This is a genomic window from Mesorhizobium sp. B2-4-2, from assembly GCF_006442845.1.
Taxonomy (GTDB): Bacteria; Pseudomonadota; Alphaproteobacteria; order Rhizobiales; family Rhizobiaceae; genus Mesorhizobium.
Map to the genome: position 1 here is coordinate 113,484 of NZ_VFVM01000005.1, position 21,957 is coordinate 135,440.

Consider the following 21,957-nt stretch of genomic DNA (forward strand, 5'->3'; position numbering starts at 1 on the left):
TTGTCCGCCTCTGTTAGGACGCGGGCAAATTTCTCGACACGTCAGGACTGACCGATGATCCCTCGCTACTCCCGGCCGGAAATGGTGGCCATATGGTCGCCCGAAACCCGGTTCCGCATCTGGTTCGAGATCGAGGCTCATGCCTGCGACGCGCTGGCCGAACTCGGCGTCATCCCGAAACAGGCGGCGAAGACCATCTGGGAAAAAGGCAATGCCGCAAAGTTCGACGTCGATGCGATCGACGAGATCGAGCGCGTCACCAAGCACGACGTCATCGCTTTTCTCACCCATCTCGCCGAATTCGTCGGACCCGACGCCCGCTTCATCCATCAGGGCATGACATCCTCGGACGTTCTCGACACGTGTTTCGCGGTGCAGCTCACGCGTGCCAGCGACATGCTGCTGGCCGACATCGACGCGCTGCTTGCGGCGCTGAAGCGCCGCGCCTTCGAGCACAAGGATACCGTCACCATCGGCCGCAGCCACGGCATCCATGCCGAGCCGACCACCTTCGGCGTCAAGCTGGCGCAAGCCTATGCCGAATTTTCGCGCTGCCGCGAGCGGCTCGTGCATGCTCGCGAGGACATAGCCACCTGCGCCATTTCGGGAGCGGTCGGCACCTTCGCCAATATCGAGCCTTATGTGGAAGAGCATGTCGCGGCAAAGCTCGGGTTGAAGCCGGAGCCCGTATCGACGCAGGTGATCCCGCGCGACCGCCATGCCATGTTCTTCGCCACGCTCGGCGTCATCGCATCGTCGGTGGAGCGGCTGGCGATCGAGATCCGGCATCTGCAGCGCACCGAGGTGCTGGAAGCCGAAGAGTATTTTTCGCCTGGCCAGAAAGGTTCGTCGGCGATGCCGCACAAGCGCAACCCGGTGTTGACCGAGAACCTAACCGGCCTTGCCCGCATGGTGCGCTCCTTCGCGCTGCCGGCGATGGAGAATGTGGCGCTCTGGCACGAGCGCGACATTTCGCATTCCTCCGTCGAGCGCATGATCGGGCCGGATGCGACGGTGACGCTGGATTTCGCGCTGGCGCGGCTGACCAGCGTCATCGACAAACTGCTCGTCTATCCCGACAACATGCTGAAGAACATGAACAAGTTCCGCGGCCTGGTGCATTCACAGCGCGTGCTGCTGGCATTGACGCAAGCCGGCGTCTCCCGTGAGGATGCCTACCGGCTGGTGCAGCGCAATGCCATGAAGGTGTGGGAGCAAGGCGCTGATTTTCTTGAAGAACTACTGGCCGACAATGACGTCACCGCCGTCTTGCCGGAAGCCGAGATCCGCGAGAAATTCGACCTGGGCTACCACACCAAGCATGTCGACACGATCTTCCGGCGGGTGTTCGGAGAGGCGTGAGGGGCTTTCCTTCTCCCCGTCGCTATACTAGGAGAAGGTACCGCAGGACGTAACTGCCGATCACGCTTTGCCGGGAATGGTCCTGATCACCGTGCCCCACGGATCTTCGCGGGTCGTTTCACTGGCCACGTTGTCGGAACGCATCTCGACCCAGGCAAGGCCCGACCGGGCCGGGTCGCGGCGGCCGGCGCCGGCGCTCTGCCACGCATTGGCGCCTATATGATGATGGTAGTGGCCTGACGACAGGAACACAGCCTGGCCGCCATACTTCGCCACCGTGTCGAAGCCGAATTCCTGTTTCCACCAGGCTTCCGCCTCTTCCGGCCGGCCGACGCGCAGGTGGACGTGGCCGACAATGCTGTTTTCAGGCGCTCCCTGCCAGCCCGCGTCGCCCGCCGGCACTTCGGCGACGACCGAAGGAATGTTCAGCCGTTCGGTCGCCATCGCGATCTTGTCGCCGTTCCACGTCCAGTCCTGCGGACGGCGATCGGCATAGATCTCGATCCCGTTGCCCTCGGGATCGGTGAGGTACAGCGCTTCGCTGACCAGATGGTCCGAAGCGCCCTCTATGGCGATCTTGTCTGATATGGCGTGGTTGATCCAGCGGCCGAGATCGGCACGGCTGGGCAGCAGGAAAGCCGTGTGGAACAGGCCGGCGCTGCGCGGATCGTCAGGCTTGGCCGAGGCGTCCGGCTCCAGCACCAACAGCGGACGGTTGGCGGCGCCCAGGGTGATCGCGCCATCGACGCGGCTTAATTCCTGCAAGCCGACAACAGCGCGATAGTAGGCCGCTAGGCTTTCGGCGTCGCGCGCCTTCAGCCCGACCCGGGCAACGCTCACCGGCGTGGTGGCGGCAAAGGGCAGTTCGCTCATGATTGTCTCCGTTGCGGCGACGCTTTGGCATAAACCCCGAGGTCAGGAGCCCGGCGCCGGCGATCATTGTACATCGTGTCAGCACCAAATGCGGTCCTTCACGGCTGTTTCTTTCCAGAGGACAAATCGGCGATCGTGATCGTTCACACAAGACAGCGAAAAGCGAACATGGTGTTCACCATTGCAAGCAGGAGCGTGTCCATCGACGGTTGCATGAGGCAATCACGCTCGCTATCTCAGCGCCATGAAAGTCAAAGACGCAGATATTCTCATCATCCCGGGCTACACCAACTCCGGACCCGAGCACTGGCAGACCCGCTGGCAGTCAAAGCTGTCGACCGCGCGGCGCGTCGAGCAGGCGGAATGGTCGAAGCCCGTGCGCGATGACTGGACGGCGGGCGTGGCAAAAGCGGTCAATGAAGCCGAGAAGCCCGTCGTCCTCGTCGCGCATTCCCTTGGCGTTGCCGCGGCGGTGCAAGCCGTCCCGCAGTTTCGCAAGCCGGTCGCCGGCGCATTCTTCGTGGCGCCGCCCGATGTCGCCAATCCGGAGGTACGGCCAAGGCACCTGATGACGTTCGGCCCCTACTCGCGCGAGCCGTTGCCCTTCCCGTCCATGGTGATTGCCAGCCGCAACGATCCGTTCTGCGCCTTCCACGTCGCCGAGGACATTGCCGGCGCCTGGGGATCTCTGTTCATCGATGCCGGTGAAGCCGGTCACCTCAACACCGATTCAGGCTTCGGCCCATGGCCCGAAGGTTCGATGACCTTCGCCAAATTTCTAACCGAACTGAAGGCCTGACGACCTCGACCGGATCGCGGCTCTCAGCCGCCGATCGAATCCTTGATGCCTTTCAACAGCGTCTTCGCCCCTAGCGAAATCAGCGAGTGCTCGGACCCTGTGGCCAGCAGGCGGTAGCCCATCGCCACGACGCGGCCGGCGATGGCCGGTTCGATGACGTAGATCGCCGCATGCTTGCCGGCCTTGCGGGTACGCTCGGCGATCGAACCCACCGTTTCCATCATGCTTTCGAGCGTCGAATCGACGGTCGCGCCGTTCGACCAGGCAATCGAGAAGTCCGATGGCCCCAGGAAAATGCCGTCGATACCGGGTGTATCGAGGATGCCGTCCAGCGCATCGAGCGCCGCCCGCGTCTCGACCATGGCGAAGGCCATGGTGCGCTGGTTGCTGTCGCGCAGCCATTCGGCATGATCACCCTTGCCATGGCGTGGGAAGGCATAGGTGGGGCCCCAGGAGCGCTCGCCTACCGGCGGGTATTTCATCGCCGCAGCGAACAGTTTTGCATCCGCCACCGAGTTGACCATCGGCGCAATCACCGCCTCGGCGCCGAAATCGAGCGCCCGGCTGGCCATGTCGAAACGGCCGACGGGAATACGCACCAATGCCGGCTTGCCGGTGGCAAGCACGGGCGCCAGGCCGCGCAACACGCTGTCTTCATGATGGCCGCCATGCTGCATGTCGAGCGTGACCGCATCGAAGCCCTGCCTGGCAAGGATTTCGACGGTCAGCGCGTCCGGCACGCCTGACCATGCGGTGACCAGCGTTTCATCGGCCGCAAGGCGGGATTTCAGGGACATCGGCTCTTTCCTCGCTAAGGATCGCAGTTTCAGCCGGAAACGACGGGAAACGCAAAGAAAAACCGCCCGGCTGGGCCGGGCGGTCGATTGGTCCAGTCATTCTTTTGCCGCAGGTTCCGTCGCAAAATTGTGGGACATTTTTGCGGAACCTGCTTCGGCCGGATCAGGTGTTCTTGATCTGCTCGATGGCCTGCGCCATCAATTCGTCCATGGTGCGGCGGATCTGATGGTCCGACTGGCTGACGCCGGCAGCGTCGAAATCCTTGCGGATCTTGCGGAAGACGTCGTGATCGCCGGCTTCCTCGATATCGGAAACAACCACTTCCTTGGCGTAGGCGTCGGCCTCGGCGCCGGATTTCCCGAGCTTTTCCGCGGCCCACAGGCCGAGAGCCTTGTTGCGGCGCGCCGACGCCTTGAACCGAAGCTCCTCGTCGAACACGAATTTGCGCTCAAAACCCTCTTCGCGATCCTTCATGTTGCTCATGGCGTCCCTCCGATGGAAATCGATTCGCTGGCATTGATGAATATGTGATGGCGAAGCACAAACCAAAAGGCTGGCGGCCGGTCAATACGCTTCGTGGCTTGCTGCGCTGCGGCATTTCGGTCCCGAAAGCAGTTGATTGAAAGGATTTGCCGATTGAGCAAACAAGGCGATTACGATAGACACCGGCATTGAACGCCACCGTCGCCACACTAATTTAGGCAGACGGACAGGAACTGGTCGCTTGCCGCCTGCCCGCAAATCCAGAGAAAAATCAAATGAAAAATCGCCGCCGCATTTATGAAGGCAAGGCCAAGATACTTTATGAAGGCCCTGAGCCCGGGACACTGATCCAGTTCTTCAAGGATGACGCCACCGCGTTCAACAAGAAAAAACACGAAGTCGTCGATGGCAAGGGCGTGCTTAACAATCGCATTTCCGAGCACATCTTCAATCATCTCAACCGGATGGGCATTCCGACCCACTTCATCCGCCGGCTCAACATGCGCGAGCAGCTGATCAAGGAGGTCGAGATCATCCCGCTCGAAGTGGTGGTGCGCAATGTCGCCGCCGGTTCGCTGTCCAAGCGCCTTGGCATCGAGGAGGGCACGGTCCTGCCCCGCTCGATCATCGAATTCTATTACAAGGCCGATGCGCTCGACGACCCGATGGTCTCTGAAGAGCACATCACTGCCTTCGGCTGGGCGAGCCCGCAGGAAATCGACGACGTCATGGCGCTGGCCATTCGCGTCAACGACTTCCTGTCCGGCCTGTTCATGGGCGTCGGCATCCAGCTCGTCGATTTCAAGATCGAATGCGGACGCCTGTTCGAGGGCGACATGATGCGCATCGTCGTAGCCGACGAGATCTCGCCCGATTCCTGCCGGCTGTGGGACGTGGCGACGCAGGACAAGCTCGACAAGGACCGTTTCCGCCGCGACATGGGCGGCCTCGTGGAGGCCTACCAGGAAGTCGCCCGCCGTCTCGGTATCATGAACGAGAACGAGCCACCGCGTCCAACCGGACCGGTGCTCGTCGCGTCGAGCGAGCCGCCGAAGGGCATGAAGCACTAATTGCCAGCAACGGGCTTGCCGGAAACGGCAGGTCCGGCGCAGACCGATACCGATCATTCAGGAGCATCGATGAAAGCCCGTATCACCGTAACCCTCAAAAACGGCGTGCTGGACCCGCAAGGTAAGGCGATCGAGCATGCGCTGTCGGGGCTAGGTTTTGACGGCATCGGCTCGGTGCGGCAGGGCAAGGTGTTCGACGTCGAGCTCGCCGGGACCGACAAGGCCAAGGCCGAGGCCGATCTCAAGGCCATGTGCGACAGACTGCTGGCGAATACGGTGATTGAGAACTATAGTGTGACGCTTACCTGAGTTTGTGCCGGAGGCACGGGTGCCCCAACTTGCCGAAACCAGAGGCCTTACGAACCAAAATGAAATCAGCCGTCGTCCTCCTGCCTGGCCTTAACCGCGACCGCGATATGATCGCGGCGCTGACCAAGATTTCCGGTAAGGCGCCAGCCACGGTCTGGCAGACCGACACCGAAATCCCGGATGTCGACCTGATCGCCATTCCCGGCGGCTTCTCCTTCGGCGACTACCTGCGCTGCGGCGCGATCGCGGCGCGCAGGCCGGTGATGCGGGCGGTTGCTGAAAAGGCGGCCAAAGGCGTCATGGTCATCGGCGTCTGCAACGGTTTCCAGATCCTGGTCGAGGCCGGCCTGCTGCCGGGAGCGCTCATGCGCAACTCCTCGCTCAAATTCGTCTGCCGGCAGGTGAAGCTCGAGATCGCCAACGCCAACACCATGTTCACCCGCCGCTACCAGCCGGGCCAGATCATCCGTTCGCCGGTGGCGCATCACGACGGCAACTACTTCGCCGATGCCGAGACGCTTGCACGCCTGGAAGGCGAAGGCCAGGTGGTGTTCCGCTATGCGGACGGCACCAACCCCAACGGCTCGATCAACGACATCGCCGGCATCATCAGCAGCCAGGGCAATGTGCTGGGCCTGATGCCTCATCCCGAGAACCTGATCGAAGCGGCACATGGCGGCAATGACGGCCGGGCGTTGTTCGAAGGCGCGCTCGGCATCGCCGCCTGATATCTTCCGAAATTCTTTCAGAACCTGGGGGCGGCCTGACGATGAGACTGACGATTGCTCGCTTTGCTCTCCTGGCTGCCGCCGGCCTTGCGCTGGCATCCTGCCAGTCGGGTCCGAAGAGCGCTCCGCCGCCTTCCGGCAAGAGCGCGGCGCTGCTGGCCATGGAACAGGTGGCGATCTCCGCCCACAAATGCTGGATCGCCAGCAAGGACCCGGCCTTCAAATCCTACCAGATGGCCAATGAGCTGAATTCGTTCAGCGGCACGCCGCGCTTCCTGCTGGTGCCGGCCAAGCATTATGGCGGCAAGCCGCTGCTGGTGGTGCAGGCGCAAGGCAATTCGAGCCGTGTAGACGTGTTCGGTCCGCTGATGGCCGAGCCGCTCGGCGCGCGCATCGGCTCCGACATCGCCCGCTGGCAGGCCGGCAATCCGGCCTGCGCCGCCGCCGCGTAAGATGGGCCGGCTGCTGCAGGTCGCGGGTCTGGTCGCAGGGCTGGCCGGTCTTTTCCTGCAGTTCTCGATCACCGTTCCGGCCTCGATGGAAGCCGGCCGCGGCCTGATCGGTTCGGTCGTCTTCTACTTCAGCTTCTTTACCATCCTGACCAACATCGGTGCGGTGCTCGTCCATGCGTCGCTGCTGTCGCCCGCCGGCCATGCCTGGTTTCCGGCCTTTGCCGGAGCGCGGATGCGGGCAGGCGTCGCCGTCGCCATCACCGTGGTCTTCATGGTCTACGCCACCGTGCTGGCACGCCTCTGGCAGCCGCAGGGCCTGTTCCTGCTGTGCGACGTGCTGCTGCACTATGTGACGCCTGCACTGTTCGTGCTGTGGTGGCTGGCCGCCGGTGCCGACGGCAAGACGCGATGGCGAGACGTTTCCTGGTGGATGCTCTATCCGCTCGCTTATCTGGCCTATGCGCTGGCGGGGGCGTCCATAACAGGCGAAGTGCCCTACCCGTTCCTCGATGTCGCCAGGTACGGCATCGCCAGCGTCGCCATCGCCTCGCTGGCCATCACCGCCCTTTTCCTGGCGCTGTGCGTTGGCGCCGTGCTTGCGGACCGCGGCCTGTCGCGGATCAGGGCGCCAGTTGTGCAGCCACGCAAGCAGGATTGAACATTGCATCGCGCCTGTTCATTCCCAGAATGGCCTGATCCCTTCGCGATGGGCGTCGCAGCGGGAAATGCCGATGTCCTTCAACTGGTCGTCGGTCATGTCCAGCAAGGCGAGCCGGCTGCGCCTGCGCTCCAGCAGGCCGTCGATCCAGCGCCCCAGCGATTTGACCATACGCACGATGCGGCTGACAAAGCCGCCGCGGTCCACAGGTCGCGCGGCGAACAATCCTGCGGTTGTCTGGCTGATTGTCTCGATTGTATCCATCTTCGCTCTACCAAAGCTGCAAATTGCACTCTTTATTCCACACAACGCATGTGAATTGACTCATCGTTCGACGCAATATACAAAATTGTCACCATGACAAATTGGCTTCCCGACCTCACGGCCAGCTCCGGCCCGCTTTATCAGCGCCTTGCTGACAGCATTGAGTCAGATATCGACCGCGGCGTGATCGACGCCGGGGCAAAGCTGCCACCGCAGCGGGATCTCGCCTATGACATCGGCGCAACCGTCGGCACGGTCGGCAGGGCCTATCAATTGCTGCGCGAGCGCGGGCTGGTCAGCGGCGAGGTCGGGCGCGGCACCTATGTCCTCGGCCGGCAGAACGCGAAGCCCGACTTCATAGCGCCGGACGCGCAAGGCACGCGCGACATCGATGCGCCGCGCGGCAAGCTGCGCTTCGACAGCACCGCGGCGCCCGATGTCGGCCAGGGCGCCATCGTCACCGAAGTGCTGTCGCGCACGGCTTCGGATCATGCGCATGAGATTTCGAGCTACACGCGGGATTTTCCCGAGCGCTGGTTCGAGGCCGGCGCCAGTTGGCTGTCGCGCAACTCGTTTCGACCGAGCGCCGATACGATCGTGCCGACGCTCGGTACCCATGCCGCTGTCATGGCGGCGATCGCCGCGCTGACCACGCCCGGCGATTACGTCGCCTTCGAGCACCTGACCTATTCGCAGATTTCGCGCAGCGCCGGCCTGATCGGTCGTCGCACGGCGCTGGTGGCATCGGACCATCAGGGTCTCGACCCCGACGATTTCGAGCGCGTCTGCGCGCAAAAGCATCCGAAGATGATCTTTCTGATGCCTACGGTGCAGAATCCGACGCTGGCGATCCTGCCGGCAGCGCGACGTGAGGCAATCGCGCGGATCGCGCGTGAATACAATGTCGTCATTATCGAGGACGATCTTTACGGCGGCCTGACCGAAGATCCGACGCCAATGCTGGCCGACTATGCACCCGAGCGCACCATCGTCGCAGGCGGCCTGTCGAAATCGGTAGCGGCCGGCGTTCGCGGCGGCTGGCTTTCCTGCCCGCCTGCTTATCGCCATCGCATCCGTGTTGCCCATAAGATGATGACCGGCGGCATGCCTTTCCTGCTGGCCGAGGTGAATGCCCGGCTGGTGCTGTCGGGCCAGGCCGCGGACATACGCAAACGCGCCATCGCCGAAATCAACGCCCGCACCGCCATTGTGTGCGAGACTTTGGCCGGCTTCGAATTCAAGTCGCGGGACAATATACCCTTTGTCTGGCTGACCTTGCCCGACCCCTGGCTTTCCGGCACGTTCAAGAACGCCTGCCTCGAGCACGGCGTGCTGATCGACGACGAAGACGAGTTCAAGGCGGGCCGTTCCGAGCAGGTCTTCCACGGTGTGCGCTTCGGCATTTCGCAGCCGAGGCAGCGCAAGGACATCGCGGACGGCGTTGCGGCGATCCGGAGGCTCCTCGACGAAGGCCGCGCCGGCTACGACAGTTTTTCCTGATCCGCATCGCCTTGGAGCGCCGGCGGTTCAGGATGCCTCCAGGCAAGACCCGAGGCGCATCGGTTGAGTCCGGTCCGGTGGGACGCGCGTTCAAGGCGCCGTGGCTTTCTCCGGATTCAGCCACTTTTCGTCGGTCCATGGGTGTATCGGCCGCAAAGCTTGCGATAAGAGGAGACTCAAAATCCCAAGCTCCCACGGATAAAAACCGCCGCCCATGACCATTTCCAATTCCGTGCCGATCACGCCCGAGCTCATTGCCGCGCACGGGCTGAAGCCAGACGAATACCAGCGCATCCTCGACCTCGTCGGGCGCGAGCCGAGCTTCACCGAACTTGGCATCTTCTCGGCGATGTGGAACGAGCATTGCTCGTATAAATCCTCGAAGAAATGGCTGCGCACGCTGCCGACGACCGGCCCGCGGGTCATCCAGGGACCGGGCGAGAATGCCGGCGTGGTCGATATCGGCGACGGCGACTGCGTCGTCTTCAAGATGGAGAGCCACAACCACCCCTCCTTTATCGAGCCCTACCAAGGGGCGGCGACAGGCGTCGGCGGCATATTGCGCGATGTCTTCACCATGGGCGCGCGGCCGATCGCGGCGATGAACGCCTTGCGCTTCGGTGCTCCCGATGATCCCAAGACCAAGCACCTGGTGGCGGGAGTGGTTTCCGGCGTCGGCGGCTACGGCAACTCCTTCGGCGTGCCGACGGTCGGCGGCGAGGTCAATTTCGACGCCCGCTACAACGGCAATATCCTGGTCAACGCTTTTGCCGCGGGTCTTGCCAAGACGGACGCGATTTTCCTGTCGGAGGCCAAGGGCGTCGGCCTGCCGGTCGTCTATCTCGGCGCCAAGACCGGTCGCGACGGCGTCGGCGGCGCCACCATGGCCTCGGCCGAATTCGACGACAAGATCGACGAGAAGCGCCCGACCGTGCAGGTCGGCGATCCCTTCACCGAAAAGTGCCTGCTTGAAGCATGTCTCGAACTGATGGCGTCCGGTGCGGTCATCGCTATCCAGGACATGGGTGCTGCCGGCCTTACCTGCTCGGCGGTCGAGATGGGCGCCAAGGGGGATCTCGGCATCGAGCTCGAGCTCGACAAGGTTCCGGTGCGCGAGGAGCGCATGAGCGCCTACGAGATGATGCTGTCGGAAAGCCAGGAGCGCATGCTGATGGTGCTGCGCCCCGAAAAGGAAAAGGAGGCCGAGGCGATCTTCCACAAATGGGGGCTCGACTTCGCCATTGTCGGCAAGACGACCGACGATCTGCGCTTTCGCGTCCTGCATCAGGGTGATCAGGTTGCGGACCTGCCGATCAAGGATCTCGGCGACAAGGCACCGGAATATGACCGTCCGTGGATCGAGCCGAAGAAGCCGGCGCCGCTTGCGGCCAATGACATTCCGCAGGCCGATGTCGCCGACGCACTGCTGAAGCTGCTCGGCGGCCCTGACCTGTCGTCGCGCCGCTGGGTGTGGGAACAGTACGACACGCTGATCCAGGGCAATTCGCTGCAGCTTCCCGGTGGCGATGCCGGCGTGGTGCGGGTCGAAGGCCATCCGACCAAAGCGCTGGCTTTCTCGTCGGACGTGACGCCGCGCTATTGCGAGGCCGATCCCTATGAGGGCGGCAAGCAGGCGGTGGCCGAATGCTGGCGCAACCTGACCGCCACCGGCGCGCTGCCGCTGGCCGCCACCGACAATCTCAATTTCGGCAATCCGGAACGGCCGGAGATCATGGGTCAGTTGGTCGGCGCGGTGAAGGGCATTGGCGATGCCTGCCGCGCGCTCGGCTTCCCGATCGTTTCGGGCAATGTCTCGCTCTACAACGAAACCAATGGCCAGGGCATCCTGCCGACGCCGACCATCGGCGGCGTTGGGCTGATCGCCGACTGGTCGAAGATGGTGCGGGCCGGCTTCGCTGCGCAAGGCCAGATGATCCTGCTGGTCGGCGCGCCGGCCTCATGGGGCACGCATCTCGGCCAATCGGTCTACTTGCGCGACATCCACGGCCGCAGCGACGGCCCGCCGCCGCCGGTCGACCTCGACCATGAAAAGCGTGTCGGCGACCATGTGCGCGCCCTCATCGCGTCCGGCATCGTCACCGCGGCTCACGACGTTTCCGACGGCGGCATTGCGGTCGCGCTGGCCGAGATGGCGATGGCATCAGGCATCGGCGCGACGGTCCCCGGACTGGCCGGCACCGATCCTATTCCGGTCTGGTTCGGCGAGGACCAGGGCCGCTATCTCCTGACGCTGTCAATCGATCCAGACAGTGAGGACTGGGACGCGATCCGCAAACAGCAAGGCGAACTCGGTATTTTCGCGCCCTGGATCGGCTCGACCGGCGGCAACACGCTGAAACTCGGCGAGGCACGGGCGATCCCGCTCGGCGAATTGACCGCCGCGCACGAAGGCTGGTTCCCGCGCTTCATGGATCAGGCCATTTGAGCAGAGCGTGATCCCGAAAAGTGGGAAACGATTTTTTCGGAAAAATCATGCTCAACCACAGGAAACTGGCCGTCCGGGCACTGCTTGCAGTCGTCTTCTGGCCATCGCTGTTCTTCTTCTGGTTTCTCAGCCCGTTCGTCTTTTTCCTGCTGTCGACGACATCGAGCGAGGTCTGCGCCCGGTTGGATACACGCGCGGAGTTCCTCGCCGCGGCCAACGACACGCTTCCGATGCTTGGCCTGCAAAACCTTTTCTATGCAGTTCCGCTTGTCTGCCTGGTGCTTTGGAGCCGGCTTCTGCCGGACCGGGCACGGACAAGGCACATCTTCACCTGCATAAAACTTTTCGCCGTCGCGGCCGCATTGGGGGCACTGTGGGAGTATGGCTCCTCGCTGGCCTGCGATGGCTACGGCCAGCCGTTCTTCTCGCCCGTCTGGCGGATGACCGCCTACCTGCCGATTGCCAACCTGGCGATCAACCTTCCCCTCTATGTGCTGACCTTCAGCCTTGGGCGGACCTTCTCGACGCCCGAGGACGAGCCCGCAGACGACGCCGGCGGTCAGAGCGAGAACGCGTCGTGAGCCACAATCGCGCTGGGGCTGGACGGAACGGCTTCAATCCCGGCCGGAAAGGCTTTAGGTTCACTCCGACTCTCATCGCACGGGCAGCCATGCCGCAGCCCGCCCGAAAACAGGAACTTGCCATGGCAATGGATGCCCGCGACATCGAAAAACTGATCAAGGAGGGCATCCCGGATGCCAGGGTGACCATCCGTGACCTTGCCGGCGACGGCGATCACTATGCGGCCGAAGTCGTGGCCGAGAGCTTTCGCGGAAAAAGCCGCGTGCAGCAGCACCAGATGGTCTATGACGCGCTGAAGGGCAATATGGGCGGCGTGCTGCACGCGCTGGCGCTGCAGACCAGCGTGCCGGACTAGGGGCTTCCAACGCCAAAGTCGCTTGGCCCAAAACGCCGCATCTTTTGCGCCATTCAGGCCACCACGCGGCTAAAGTCTTGTTTCGGGCAACCTATGGGTTTATCTGATGGAAAAGCTTCGAGCCTGACTCCCACAGGCGGGAAAGGATATTCCATGAGCGGCATCAACGACTACATTGACAACGAGGTGAAGGGCAACGACGTCGTGCTTTTCATGAAGGGCACGCCCGGTTTCCCGCAATGCGGATTTTCCGGCCAGGTTGTCCAGATCCTCGACTATATCGGCGCCGACTACAAAGGCGTGAACGTGCTGGATTCGGCCGAGCTGCGCCAGGGCATCAAGGAATACTCCAACTGGCCGACGATCCCTCAGCTCTACGTCAAGGGCGAATTCGTCGGTGGCTGCGACATCGTGCGCGAAATGTTCCAGGCGGGCGAGTTGCAGACATTCCTTGTCGAGAAGGGCGTGAGCGTCAAAGGCGCCGCCTGATTTCGGTTGGGCATGTCGCCGTCGACATGCCCTGAGCACCGGGGCAGCCCCGCCTCGGCAATTTTGCGTCCGGGACCCGGACCAGGACGAGCCAATGCGCCGGGCCACCGGCGCGTTTTCGTTTGAGAGATCGGACTTGCCGTGGACCAGCAGACGTCAGCACCGCAATCGGCAAGCAAATTGCCCATTCCGCGCTGGGAGTTCATCGCGCTGTGCGCAGCGCTGATGGCGCTCAATTCGTTGGCCATCGACATCATGCTGCCGGCGCTGCAGCAGATCGGCGCCTCGCTTGGCGTCGAGAACGAAAACCACCGGCAATATGTCATCACCGCCTATATTCTGGGTTTTGGCGGCGGACAGCTGTTTTTCGGACCGCTCTCGGACCGATTCGGGCGCCGTGCGCCGCTTGTCGCCGGCCTGATCATTTATGTGGCGGCGGCCGCCGCGGCCGCCATATCGCCAAGCTTTGAAACGCTTCTACTTTGCCGGGCCGTGCAAGGCATCGGTGCGGCCGCGACCCGCGTCATCGCCGTCTCGATCGTGCGCGACACGTTCGATGGCCGGCGCATGGCCGAGGTGATGTCGCTGATCTTCATGGTGTTCATGGCGATCCCGGTGATTGCTCCCGGCATCGGCCAGTTCATCATGCTGTTCGCGACCTGGCATTTGATCTTCGTCACCATGGCCGTCGGCGCGCTTGTCGTCTCGGCCTGGTCGCTGCTGCGCCTGCCCGAGACGCTACATCCGGAATATCGCCGGCCATTGACCGTCAATGCCATTGTCGGCGGGTTCCGCATCGTGCTGACCAACCGCGTCGCGATCTGCTATGCCTTCGCCAGTACGTTCATCTTCGGCGCCATGTTCGGCTTCATCGCCTCGGCGCAGCAGATTTATGTCGACATATTCAATGTCGGCGAATTGTTTCCGGTCATCTTTGCCGGCGTTGCCGGCGTGCTCGCCTTCTCCAACTATCTGAACTCGCGTCTTGTCGGCCGCATCGGCATGCGCCGCCTGTCGCAGAGCGCGCTGCTGTTGTTTCTGGTCATCAGCCTGGCCTGGCTGGTCGTTTCGCTGGAAATGAAGATGCCGCTCTGGCTGTTCGTCACCTTCTTTGCCTGCGCCATGCTCCCTTTCGGTGCGCTCGGCGCGAATTTCAATGCCTTGGCTATGGAGCCGCTTGGTCAGCTGGCCGGCACGGCCTCGTCCATCCTGGGCTTCATGCAGACGTTTCTCGGCGGCATTCTCGGCACGCTGATCGGCCAGGCTTTCAACGGCACGGTGACGCCATTGGCCGCCGGCTTCTGCAGCGTCTCGGTCGCAGCCCTGCTGATGATCTTCATCGCCGAACGCGGCAAGATGTTCCAGCCGCAGAATCAACCCGTCTCGGGGCACATTGCCGATCTGCATTGAATTGTCGCCTTTGCGGCGCTCGGCTGGGTAATCGAATTGGCAGCCGGCTATTGCGCCCAGAGTTCGCTGCGCAACTCGCGCCAGCTTTCCCGGTCGGGTGCGACAAGCAGGCCGCCGCCGACATGCGACGGTAGGTAGGCACTGGCGTCGAAACGCGCGGCGTGGCCGCCGGCCTCGGTATGGATCAGGACACCGGGCAGATGGTCCCACGGCATCAGCTTGTTGTAGACGACGAAATGGGCATGGCCGCTGGCCAGCAGGCGATATTCATGCGCGGCGCAGCGATAGGCGAATTGCGACAGGATTTTCGTCTGGTTGCGCGCCAGCCGCGACCGCTCTGGTTCGGCCATGTACTGCCAGGAGACGGAGCCGGTCATTCCCGAGATCGGCACGGGCGCCGCGACACGCACTTTTTCCAGGTTGCCATGCGCGTGCCTGATATGACTGCCGGCGCCCCTGGCGCCGATCAGCCAGTCCTTGCCGACCGGATCGTGGATGATGCCTGCGACGGTCTCACCCCGGACCACGACACCCAGCATGACGCCGAACAACGGCACGCCGGAAGCGAAATTGAAAGTGCCGTCCACCGGGTCGATGGTGAAAGCCAGATCGGCATCGAAAAGACCGTCGAGCAGCGCCGGATTGTCGGAACAGGCTTCCTCGCCGACAATCATGGCCGTTGGGTAGCGCTCACGCAGCTTGGCGGTGATCAGCCGCTCGGCACTAACGTCGGCTTCCGTCACCAGGTCGGCGGCCGACGTCTTCTGGCGGACGTCGCCGCCGCCCAACCGGCGAAAGCGCGGCATGATTTCGGCTTCGGCTGCTTCGGCCAGGGTGCTGGCCAGCCAGTCGATCGCGGTATCGTCAAATGTCATCGGAAATGTCTTGCCTGCTGGAGAGCGTTTCATCGAGTGCGGCGAAATCGAACAGTTTCCTGTCGAGCAGATGCGACGGCCTGGTGTTGGACAACGCACGCAGCATCGTGTCCTTGCGCCCGGGCATGCGCTTTTCGATATCGTCGAGCATGGCCTTCATGGCGTTGCGCTGGAGACCTTCCTGGCTGCCGCAGAGATCGCAAGGGATGATCGGGAACCGCATCGCCGCGGCGAGCTTTTCCAGATCGATTTCGGCGCAATAGCTCAGCGGCCGCAGCACCATGACGTCGCCCTCGTCGTTGAGCAGCTTTGGCGGCATGGCGGCGAGACGGCCGCCGTGGAACAGGTTCATGAAGAAGGTTTCGAGAATGTCCTCGCGATGATGGCCGAGCACCAGCGCCGAGCACCCCTCCTCTCGGGCTACGCGATAGAGATGACCACGCCGCAGGCGTGAACAGAGCGAGCAATAGGTGCTGCCCTGCGGCAGCTTGTCGGTGACGACGGAGTAGGTGTCCTGGTATTCGATGCGGTGTGCAATGCCGTGGGCATTGAGGTAATCGGGCAGGATGTGCTTGGGAAAGTTCGGCTGGCCCTGGTCGAGATTGCAGGCCAGCAGCTCCACCGGCAGCAGGCCGCGCCATTTGAGGTCCAGCAGCATGGCAAGCAGGCCGTAGGAATCCTTGCCGCCCGACAGGGCCACCAGCCAGCGCTCGCCTGGCCTGACCATCGAAAAATCCTCGATCGCCTGGCGGGTCAGCCGCAGCAGCCGCTTGCGCAATTTGTTGAACTCGACCGAAGACGGCACATCGGCGAACAGCGGGTGAAAACCGCCTTCGATGTCGGCGGCCTGCTCAAGCGATTGAGCGTCTGGCAGCATGTTCATGGCGTCGGTTCCAAATCCTGGAGCAACGAACGTTCGGAGCTTCGTTGCCGCCCGGATTAGCGGACATGGCCGACAAAGAAAAGGCCGCCTCGATGGGCGGCCCCTTCCGGTCTCGCAAAAAGCCTTCGCTTAACGCGAATAGAATTCGACGACGAGGTTCGGTTCCATCTGGACGGCGAACGGAACGTCCGCCAGGCCCGGGATGCGCGAGAAGGTCGCGGTCATCTTGTTGTGATCGGCTTCGATGTAGTCCGGCACGTCGCGCTCGGCGAGGCCGACCGATTCCAGGACGATCACCAGCTGCTTCGACTTTTCACGCACTTCGACGACGTCGCCCGGCTTGCAGCGGTACGAGCCGATGTTGACGCGCTTGCCGTTGACGTTGACGTGGCCGTGGTTGACGAACTGGCGGGCGGCGAAAATGGTCGGAACGAACTTGGCGCGATAGACGACCGCGTCCAGACGCGACTCGAGCAGGCCGATCAGGTTCTCCGAGGTGTCGCCCTTGCGGCGATCGGCCTCTTCATAGACCTTGCGGAACTGCTTTTCCGAAACGTCGCCATAGTGGCCTTTCAGCTTCTGCTTGGCGCGCAGCTGCAGGCCGAAATCGGAAAGCTTGCCCTTGCGGCGCTGGCCGTGCTGGCCGGGGCCGTATTCACGCTTGTTGACCGGGGACTTCGGGCGGCCCCAGATGTTTTCGCCGAGACGGCGGTCGATCTTGTACTTCGCGGATTCGCGCTTGCTCATCGCATTCCCTTTCAAAACAACATAACCCGGAGCCTCATGGTCCGGGTGAAGGAAACGCGCCCTCCTCTGGCCTCCGTTTTCGAGACCTGACAGGGTTTTTCCACGCAACGCGGCGAAAAACCCACGGGACACGTCAGTTCAAACAAGACCTTGGAAAACAGACTGGCTTCCGTCGGGGTCTTGCGCATGCAAAACAAACCACCGGGCGTTGCGGCCCGGTGTTGGGAGCGCTGTTAAACAGAGATTTAACCGATGTCAAGGTTCCAACTGGCGCCGCCCGCGGTATTAGAACAATTCCCGGAAAGCGCTAGCGGTTTCTACCCGGGATTGTGTAAAAAACCGGAGCGGGGCGGCGATTCCCCGAAGCTGAACCGCTCCAGGAAGGGACTTGAGCAGAGGAGCCTGAATTCGGATGAAGAAGTTCTTTCTAAGCCTGACTGGTGCGACGGTGTTGGCCGGATCGATGGCCGTCATTACTCCTGAGCCGGCGATGGCAAGGCATTGGCAAGGCCACCGGCCTCATCAGGTATGCCGGATCGTGGTCAGGAAGCGCGTCGTCTGGCGCCATGGTCACCGCCATGTCATTCGCCAAAAAGTGCGACGTTGCCACTGGCGCTAACAGCCGCCACTGGCGCTAACAGCCGCCACTGGCGCTGATTACGTCGGCCATTGACCCGACAATAACATCAAGGCCTGCGACCCCGTCGCCGGCCTATTTCTTGCCATTGGACGAACCCTTCAAGAAGGTCGTTGCCAAATAGCGCTTCCCTCAGTGCTTCTTTTTCTCCGGCAGATCCTTGCGCTTGGTTTCGGCGAATTCCTCGAGCTGCTTTTCGCTCATGGATTCGTACATCCCTTTGGAAGCGCCTTTGAGCTCGCTCTTCTTGGTCTCGCCGCGCTTGGCCGACAATGCGGCGCCGGCGGCCTTCTGCTGGGCTTTCGAGGTGGCAGGCATGGTTTTTCTCCCTTCATTGCCTGGGAGAAAACGAAACGGCCTCGCCAATGTTCCGGAAATCAGGCGACCGCCAGTCCAAAGCCCTGCATCAAACGGCTGGTGGCAAAATCCGCCTTGCCGGACGTGAAGACCGCGATGTCCGGCTCACCATGCGGCAACGGCCCATTGACCGGCGACAGCAGCGACATCGCCCGCCGGGCGATCGCTTCGGCAGGATCGATCCAGTCGACCGGCCAGGGTGCGGTCTTGCGCATGCGGTTAACCAGAAAAGGATAGTGCGTACAGGCGAGCACGGCGATGTCGGTGCGCATGCCATCGCGCTCGATGAAACACGGGGAGATCTCGGCGCGCACGGCTTCCTCGTCGACGAACCCTTCGCGCATATAGGCTTCGGCCAGCCCCGCCAGGCGGTCGCTACCGACCAGCCGGACATGGCACTTCTGCGCCCATTTGCTGATCAGGTCGCGCGTGTATTGCCGTTTCACCGTGCCGGGCGTCGCCAGCACGGAGACGAGGCCGGAGCGGGTACGCTCCGCCGCCGGCTTGATCGCAGGCACGGTGCCGACAAAGGGATGGCCGGGAAATCTCTCGCGCAACGCATCGATCACCAGCGTCGAGGCGGTGTTGCAGGCGATGACCGAGATGGCCGGGGCGAACCGGTCGAGCAATTTGCCGAACAGGTCGAGAATATGGACCCGCAGCGCCGGTTCCTCCCAGGCGCCAAAGGGGAAGGCGGCATCGTCGGCGATGTAGACGAAGCGGCGGTCGGGCATCAGCACGCGCGCCTCGCGCAGCACAGTCAGCCCGCCAATGCCGGAATCGAACATCAGGATCGGCTGATCAGTCATTGTCGGTTCCCTTGCCGCCGAGCGGCGGCGCGGGGTTGTCGTCGTCATCGGCCACCTGACGATCCGCATTGGTCTTGCGGCCGGGACCGCCGGCGCGCGCCGCTGCCGGAAGCCGCCTTGGATCATCTCCCGGAGAGCCGTCGCCGCGCGGCATCGCCGGCGAGAACCTGTCCAGCGACGAGATGATGCCGCGCAGCACCTTGAGCTCCGGCTCGGCAAATCCCGCCCGGGTCAATACGGCGCGCAGATTGTCAACCATCTTCGGCTTCTTCGGCGCCGGCCGGAAATAGCCGCGCGCTTCGAGTGCGCCTTCGAGATAGGCGAACAGGCCGTGCAGTTCTTCCTTGCTGGCCGGCTTCATGTCCGGACCCGTAAAGTTGGTCTTGGTCTCGTCCTCGAGGCCGGATTTCATCCACTCGTAGGACATGAGAAGCGCGGCCTGGGCGATGTTGAGCGAGGAAAAATCGGGATCGACCGGAAAAGTGACGATCTCGTCGGCGAGGCCAACCTCGTCATTATAGAGGCCGAAACGCTCGCGGCCGAACAGGATGCCGGTTCGCTGACCCATGCCATGGCGAGCCCGGAGCACCCTGCCCGCCTCGACCGGCCCGCGCACGGGCTTGAAGCCGTCGCGTTGCCTTGCGGTGGTCGCGAAAACGAAATTCAGGTCGGCCATCGCCGTGGCGAGATCGTCGAAAACCTTGACGGCGTCGATGACATGGTCGGCGCGGCTGGCCGCCGCCCGCGCCTTCTCGTTCGGCCAGCCGTCGCGCGGGTTGACGAGGCGAAGTTCGACCAGGCCGAAATTGGCCATGGCGCGCGCAACCATGCCGATATTCTCGCCGAGCTGCGGCTCCACGAGGATGATGGCGGGGCTGGCGACTGAAGCGGTATCGGAATCTTTGGTGACGGGCATGATTGTCAATGAACTGCTGTTTGCGGCATTTCAGCGTCCCCTGCCATATTCGGCCGCGAAAATGAACCATTCGCAAATGGCGGGGCGATCGCTTCGCTTTCGTGACCGATCGTCGTTTGCGCGGCCAAAAACGCTTTGATATAGGGGCGCATCCCCGGCCGAACGCCACGCGGGCAAGGCCGTCCCATTTCCCAGCAACGAGGCATTCTTTCCATGGCGAAGATCAAGGTGGCGAACCCGGTCGTCGAACTCGACGGCGACGAGATGACCCGCATCATCTGGCAGTTCATCAAGGACAAGCTGATCCACCCTTATCTCGACCTCAAGCTTGAATATTACGACCTCGGCATCGAGCATCGCGACGCCACCAACGACCAGGTGACCGTCGATTCGGCCAACGCCATCAAAAAATACGGCGTCGGCGTGAAATGCGCGACCATCACGCCCGACGAGCAGCGCGTCGAGGAATTCAAGCTGAAGAAGATGTGGAAATCGCCGAACGGCACCATTCGCAACATCCTCGGCGGCACCATCTTCCGCGAGCCGATCATCATGAAGAACGTGCCGCGGCTGGTGCCCGGCTGGACCAAGCCGATCATCGTCGGCCGCCACGCCTATGGCGACCAGTACCGCGCCACCGATTTCCGTTTTCCCGGCAAGGGCAAGCTGACGATCAAGTTCGTCGGCGAGGATGGCCAGGTGATCGAGCACGACGTGTTCGACGCGCCCGGCGCCGGCGTCGCCATGGCCATGTACAATCTCGACGAGTCGATCCGCGAATTCGCCCGCGCTTCGCTGAACTACGGCCTGCTGCGCAACTACCCGGTCTATCTCTCGACCAAGAACACCATCCTCAAGGCCTATGACGGCCGCTTCAAGGATATTTTCCAGGAGGTCTACGAGGCTGAGTTCGAGGCCGAGTTCAAGTCCAAGAAGCTGTGGTACGAGCACCGCCTGATTGACGACATGGTGGCCTCCAGCCTGAAATGGTCGGGCGGCTATGTCTGGGCCTGCAAGAACTATGACGGCGACGTACAGTCCGACACGGTGGCGCAGGGGTTCGGCTCGCTTGGCCTGATGACGTCGGTGCTGATGACGCCGGACGGCAAGACGGTGGAAGCGGAAGCCGCGCACGGCACCGTGACGCGCCACTATCGCCAGCACCAGAAGGGCGAGGAAACCTCGACCAATTCGATCGCCTCGATCTTCGCCTGGACCCGAGGGCTGGCCCACCGCGCCAAGCTCGACGACAATGCCGAATTGAAGCGTTTTGCCGAAACGCTGGAAAAGGTCTGCATCCAGACGGTCGAATCCGGCTTCATGACCAAGGACCTGTCGCTGCTGATCGGCCCCGACCAGCCTTGGCTGTCGACCACCGGATTTCTCGACAAGATCGACGAGAATTTGCAGAAGGCGATGGCGTAGGCACCCGCGGGTTCAACACGCCGAAGGCTCCGGAAGGAGCCTTCGCTTTTTTGGGCCAACGAAATCGAAAGCAAAGGACTGGCAACATGGCCAAACCGGTCCTCTACGGCGCGGACTACAGCGTTTACGTGCGCATAGCGCGCATGGCGCTGGAGGAGAAGGGCGTCGACTATGAGCTTGTGCCGGTCGATGTCTTTGCCGCCGAGGGCATCCCCGGCTGGTATTTCGAGCACCACCCGTTCGGCCGCATCCCGGCCTTCGAGCATGACGGTTTTCGCCTGTTCGAGGCCAGCGCGATCACGCGCTATGTCGATGAAGCTTTCGACGGACCGCCCTTGCAGCCGAACGATCCGCGCGGCCGCGCGCGGATGAACCAGATCATCGGCATGCTCGACGCTTATGGCTATCGGGCCATGGTCTGGGACGTCGCCGTGGAGCGGCTGGAGAAGGCGTCGCCTGACGAAGCGCTGATTGTCAGCGGATTACGACAAGCAGGAGCGGTCCTTCAGGTGCTCTCATCATTGAGATCCCCGGGGCCGTGGTTGCTCGGCAATCAACTGACGCTCGCCGACCTGCATGCGGCACCGATCATCGGCTATTTCGTCAGGGTGGCGGAAGGGCGCAAACTGCTGGCTCGCTTTGCCGACATACAGGACTGGTGGGATTGTATTGCTAAACAGACAAGCTTTGCCAGGACTGAAAAGGCCAGCTGATCTGCGACAGCGCAGCA

General features: G+C 62.6%; 26 protein-coding genes. 16 read left to right on the forward strand and 10 right to left on the reverse strand.

What is annotated here, in order from left to right; genetic code table 11:
* The first annotated feature begins 54 nt into the window (after positions 1-54).
* Positions 55-1,362 (forward strand): adenylosuccinate lyase, encoded by a 1,308-nt coding sequence (purB, locus tag FJ942_RS13605; protein ID WP_140522066.1) that lies wholly within the window; start codon positions 55-57, stop codon positions 1,360-1,362.
* A 60-nt stretch (positions 1,363-1,422) separates the two neighbouring features.
* Here the strand turns inward: purB and FJ942_RS13610 are convergent, their stop codons facing one another.
* The gene (locus FJ942_RS13610; protein ID WP_140897949.1) at positions 1,423-2,235 is read right to left on the reverse strand and encodes a VOC family protein; all 813 of its coding nucleotides are present in this window, start codon (positions 2,233-2,235) and stop codon (positions 1,423-1,425) included.
* Between the two features lie 244 nt (positions 2,236-2,479).
* Between FJ942_RS13610 and FJ942_RS13615 the strand changes: the two genes are divergently transcribed.
* Positions 2,480-3,034 carry an alpha/beta hydrolase gene (locus tag FJ942_RS13615; protein WP_140558541.1) on the forward strand — a complete coding sequence of 185 codons (555 nt, stop codon included), beginning with the start codon at positions 2,480-2,482 and terminating at the stop codon, positions 3,032-3,034.
* A 23-nt stretch (positions 3,035-3,057) separates the two neighbouring features.
* On the opposite strand, the gene FJ942_RS13620 is transcribed toward FJ942_RS13615, so the two are convergent.
* Both FJ942_RS13620 and FJ942_RS13625 read right to left on the reverse strand, forming a co-directional pair.
* Positions 3,058-3,831 carry an HpcH/HpaI aldolase/citrate lyase family protein gene (locus FJ942_RS13620; RefSeq protein WP_140558543.1) on the reverse strand — a complete coding sequence of 258 codons (774 nt, stop codon included), beginning with the start codon at positions 3,829-3,831 and terminating at the stop codon, positions 3,058-3,060.
* A gap of 163 nt (positions 3,832-3,994) precedes the next feature.
* Positions 3,995-4,315 carry a DUF1476 domain-containing protein gene (locus FJ942_RS13625; protein WP_140493820.1) on the reverse strand — a complete coding sequence of 107 codons (321 nt, stop codon included), beginning with the start codon at positions 4,313-4,315 and terminating at the stop codon, positions 3,995-3,997.
* A gap of 275 nt (positions 4,316-4,590) precedes the next feature.
* On the opposite strand from FJ942_RS13625, the gene purC reads away from it, so the two are divergent.
* The 5 genes from purC to FJ942_RS13650 all read left to right on the forward strand — a co-directional run bounded on the left by purC (position 4,591) and on the right by FJ942_RS13650 (position 7,532).
* Positions 4,591-5,385, forward strand: coding sequence for a phosphoribosylaminoimidazolesuccinocarboxamide synthase (gene purC, locus FJ942_RS13630; RefSeq protein WP_127282327.1), 795 nt, complete (start codon positions 4,591-4,593; stop codon positions 5,383-5,385).
* Positions 5,386-5,454: 69 nt separating this feature from the next.
* Positions 5,455-5,694: a phosphoribosylformylglycinamidine synthase subunit PurS gene (gene purS / locus FJ942_RS13635; protein WP_140517697.1), complete on the forward strand. Its 240-nt coding sequence runs from the start codon at positions 5,455-5,457 to the stop codon at positions 5,692-5,694.
* Between the two features lie 59 nt (positions 5,695-5,753).
* A complete protein-coding gene (purQ, locus tag FJ942_RS13640; RefSeq protein ID WP_140656050.1) occupies positions 5,754-6,422 on the forward strand; it encodes a phosphoribosylformylglycinamidine synthase subunit PurQ in 669 nt (222 codons plus the stop codon).
* Between the two features lie 41 nt (positions 6,423-6,463).
* A complete protein-coding gene (locus FJ942_RS13645) occupies positions 6,464-6,874 on the forward strand; it encodes a hypothetical protein (RefSeq protein WP_140517698.1) in 411 nt (136 codons plus the stop codon).
* A 1-nt stretch (position 6,875) separates the two neighbouring features.
* Positions 6,876-7,532: a Pr6Pr family membrane protein gene (locus FJ942_RS13650; protein WP_140493828.1), complete on the forward strand. Its 657-nt coding sequence runs from the start codon at positions 6,876-6,878 to the stop codon at positions 7,530-7,532.
* Positions 7,533-7,550: 18 nt separating this feature from the next.
* Here FJ942_RS13650 and FJ942_RS13655 read toward each other — a convergent pair whose 3' ends face one another.
* On the reverse strand, positions 7,551-7,796 hold the full coding sequence (locus FJ942_RS13655) for a DUF1127 domain-containing protein (protein ID WP_140493830.1): 246 nt from the start codon (positions 7,794-7,796) through the stop codon (positions 7,551-7,553).
* A 93-nt stretch (positions 7,797-7,889) separates the two neighbouring features.
* Here FJ942_RS13655 and FJ942_RS13660 point away from each other — a divergent pair, with 93 nt between their 5' ends.
* The 6 genes from FJ942_RS13660 (at position 7,890) to FJ942_RS13685 (ending at position 14,578) form a co-directional block, all read left to right on the forward strand.
* The gene (locus FJ942_RS13660) at positions 7,890-9,296 is read left to right on the forward strand and encodes a PLP-dependent aminotransferase family protein (RefSeq protein WP_140558544.1); all 1,407 of its coding nucleotides are present in this window, start codon (positions 7,890-7,892) and stop codon (positions 9,294-9,296) included.
* A 214-nt stretch (positions 9,297-9,510) separates the two neighbouring features.
* Complete coding sequence (gene purL / locus FJ942_RS13665) at positions 9,511-11,742, forward strand: phosphoribosylformylglycinamidine synthase subunit PurL (RefSeq protein ID WP_140897951.1); 2,232 nt, start codon at positions 9,511-9,513, stop codon at positions 11,740-11,742.
* A gap of 47 nt (positions 11,743-11,789) precedes the next feature.
* Positions 11,790-12,323, forward strand: a complete 534-nt coding sequence (locus tag FJ942_RS13670; RefSeq protein ID WP_140897953.1) for a hypothetical protein — start codon at positions 11,790-11,792, stop codon at positions 12,321-12,323.
* A gap of 122 nt (positions 12,324-12,445) precedes the next feature.
* Positions 12,446-12,679: a BolA family transcriptional regulator gene (locus FJ942_RS13675; protein ID WP_140493839.1), complete on the forward strand. Its 234-nt coding sequence runs from the start codon at positions 12,446-12,448 to the stop codon at positions 12,677-12,679.
* 153 nt (positions 12,680-12,832) lie between these two features.
* Complete coding sequence (grxD, locus tag FJ942_RS13680; protein WP_013532137.1) at positions 12,833-13,168, forward strand: Grx4 family monothiol glutaredoxin; 336 nt, start codon at positions 12,833-12,835, stop codon at positions 13,166-13,168.
* A gap of 141 nt (positions 13,169-13,309) precedes the next feature.
* Complete coding sequence (locus FJ942_RS13685; protein WP_140493841.1) at positions 13,310-14,578, forward strand: multidrug effflux MFS transporter; 1,269 nt, start codon at positions 13,310-13,312, stop codon at positions 14,576-14,578.
* Positions 14,579-14,625: 47 nt separating this feature from the next.
* Here FJ942_RS13685 and FJ942_RS13690 read toward each other — a convergent pair whose 3' ends face one another.
* The 3 genes from FJ942_RS13690 to rpsD all read right to left on the reverse strand — a co-directional run bounded on the left by FJ942_RS13690 (position 14,626) and on the right by rpsD (position 17,083).
* Positions 14,626-15,453 carry an inositol monophosphatase family protein gene (locus FJ942_RS13690; protein WP_140897955.1) on the reverse strand — a complete coding sequence of 276 codons (828 nt, stop codon included), beginning with the start codon at positions 15,451-15,453 and terminating at the stop codon, positions 14,626-14,628.
* Complete coding sequence (ttcA, locus tag FJ942_RS13695) at positions 15,443-16,336, reverse strand: tRNA 2-thiocytidine(32) synthetase TtcA (protein WP_140493845.1); 894 nt, start codon at positions 16,334-16,336, stop codon at positions 15,443-15,445. Before ttcA ends, FJ942_RS13690 begins: the two co-directional genes overlap by 11 nt.
* 129 nt (positions 16,337-16,465) lie before the next feature.
* The gene (gene rpsD, locus FJ942_RS13700; protein ID WP_140493847.1) at positions 16,466-17,083 is read right to left on the reverse strand and encodes a 30S ribosomal protein S4; all 618 of its coding nucleotides are present in this window, start codon (positions 17,081-17,083) and stop codon (positions 16,466-16,468) included.
* A gap of 412 nt (positions 17,084-17,495) precedes the next feature.
* Here rpsD and FJ942_RS13705 point away from each other — a divergent pair, with 412 nt between their 5' ends.
* Positions 17,496-17,702 carry a hypothetical protein gene (locus tag FJ942_RS13705; protein WP_140656064.1) on the forward strand — a complete coding sequence of 69 codons (207 nt, stop codon included), beginning with the start codon at positions 17,496-17,498 and terminating at the stop codon, positions 17,700-17,702.
* A 150-nt stretch (positions 17,703-17,852) separates the two neighbouring features.
* Here FJ942_RS13705 and FJ942_RS13710 read toward each other — a convergent pair whose 3' ends face one another.
* The 3 genes from FJ942_RS13710 to FJ942_RS13720 are packed head-to-tail and all read right to left on the reverse strand — an operon-like array spanning position 17,853 to position 19,802.
* Positions 17,853-18,038: a DUF3008 family protein gene (locus FJ942_RS13710; protein ID WP_140493851.1), complete on the reverse strand. Its 186-nt coding sequence runs from the start codon at positions 18,036-18,038 to the stop codon at positions 17,853-17,855.
* Between the two features lie 59 nt (positions 18,039-18,097).
* Complete coding sequence (gene murI / locus FJ942_RS13715; protein WP_140493853.1) at positions 18,098-18,886, reverse strand: glutamate racemase; 789 nt, start codon at positions 18,884-18,886, stop codon at positions 18,098-18,100.
* On the reverse strand, positions 18,879-19,802 hold the full coding sequence (locus tag FJ942_RS13720; RefSeq protein WP_140583360.1) for an RNA methyltransferase: 924 nt from the start codon (positions 19,800-19,802) through the stop codon (positions 18,879-18,881). The genes murI and FJ942_RS13720 overlap by 8 nt, the downstream gene beginning before the upstream one ends.
* A 213-nt stretch (positions 19,803-20,015) precedes the next feature.
* Here FJ942_RS13720 and FJ942_RS13725 point away from each other — a divergent pair, with 213 nt between their 5' ends.
* Together FJ942_RS13725 and FJ942_RS13730 are read left to right on the forward strand one after the other, a co-directional pair.
* A complete protein-coding gene (locus FJ942_RS13725; RefSeq protein WP_140493857.1) occupies positions 20,016-21,227 on the forward strand; it encodes an NADP-dependent isocitrate dehydrogenase in 1,212 nt (403 codons plus the stop codon).
* Between the two features lie 86 nt (positions 21,228-21,313).
* A complete protein-coding gene (locus FJ942_RS13730; RefSeq protein WP_140564703.1) occupies positions 21,314-21,940 on the forward strand; it encodes a glutathione S-transferase N-terminal domain-containing protein in 627 nt (208 codons plus the stop codon).
* The last annotated feature ends 17 nt before the right edge of the window (positions 21,941-21,957 follow it).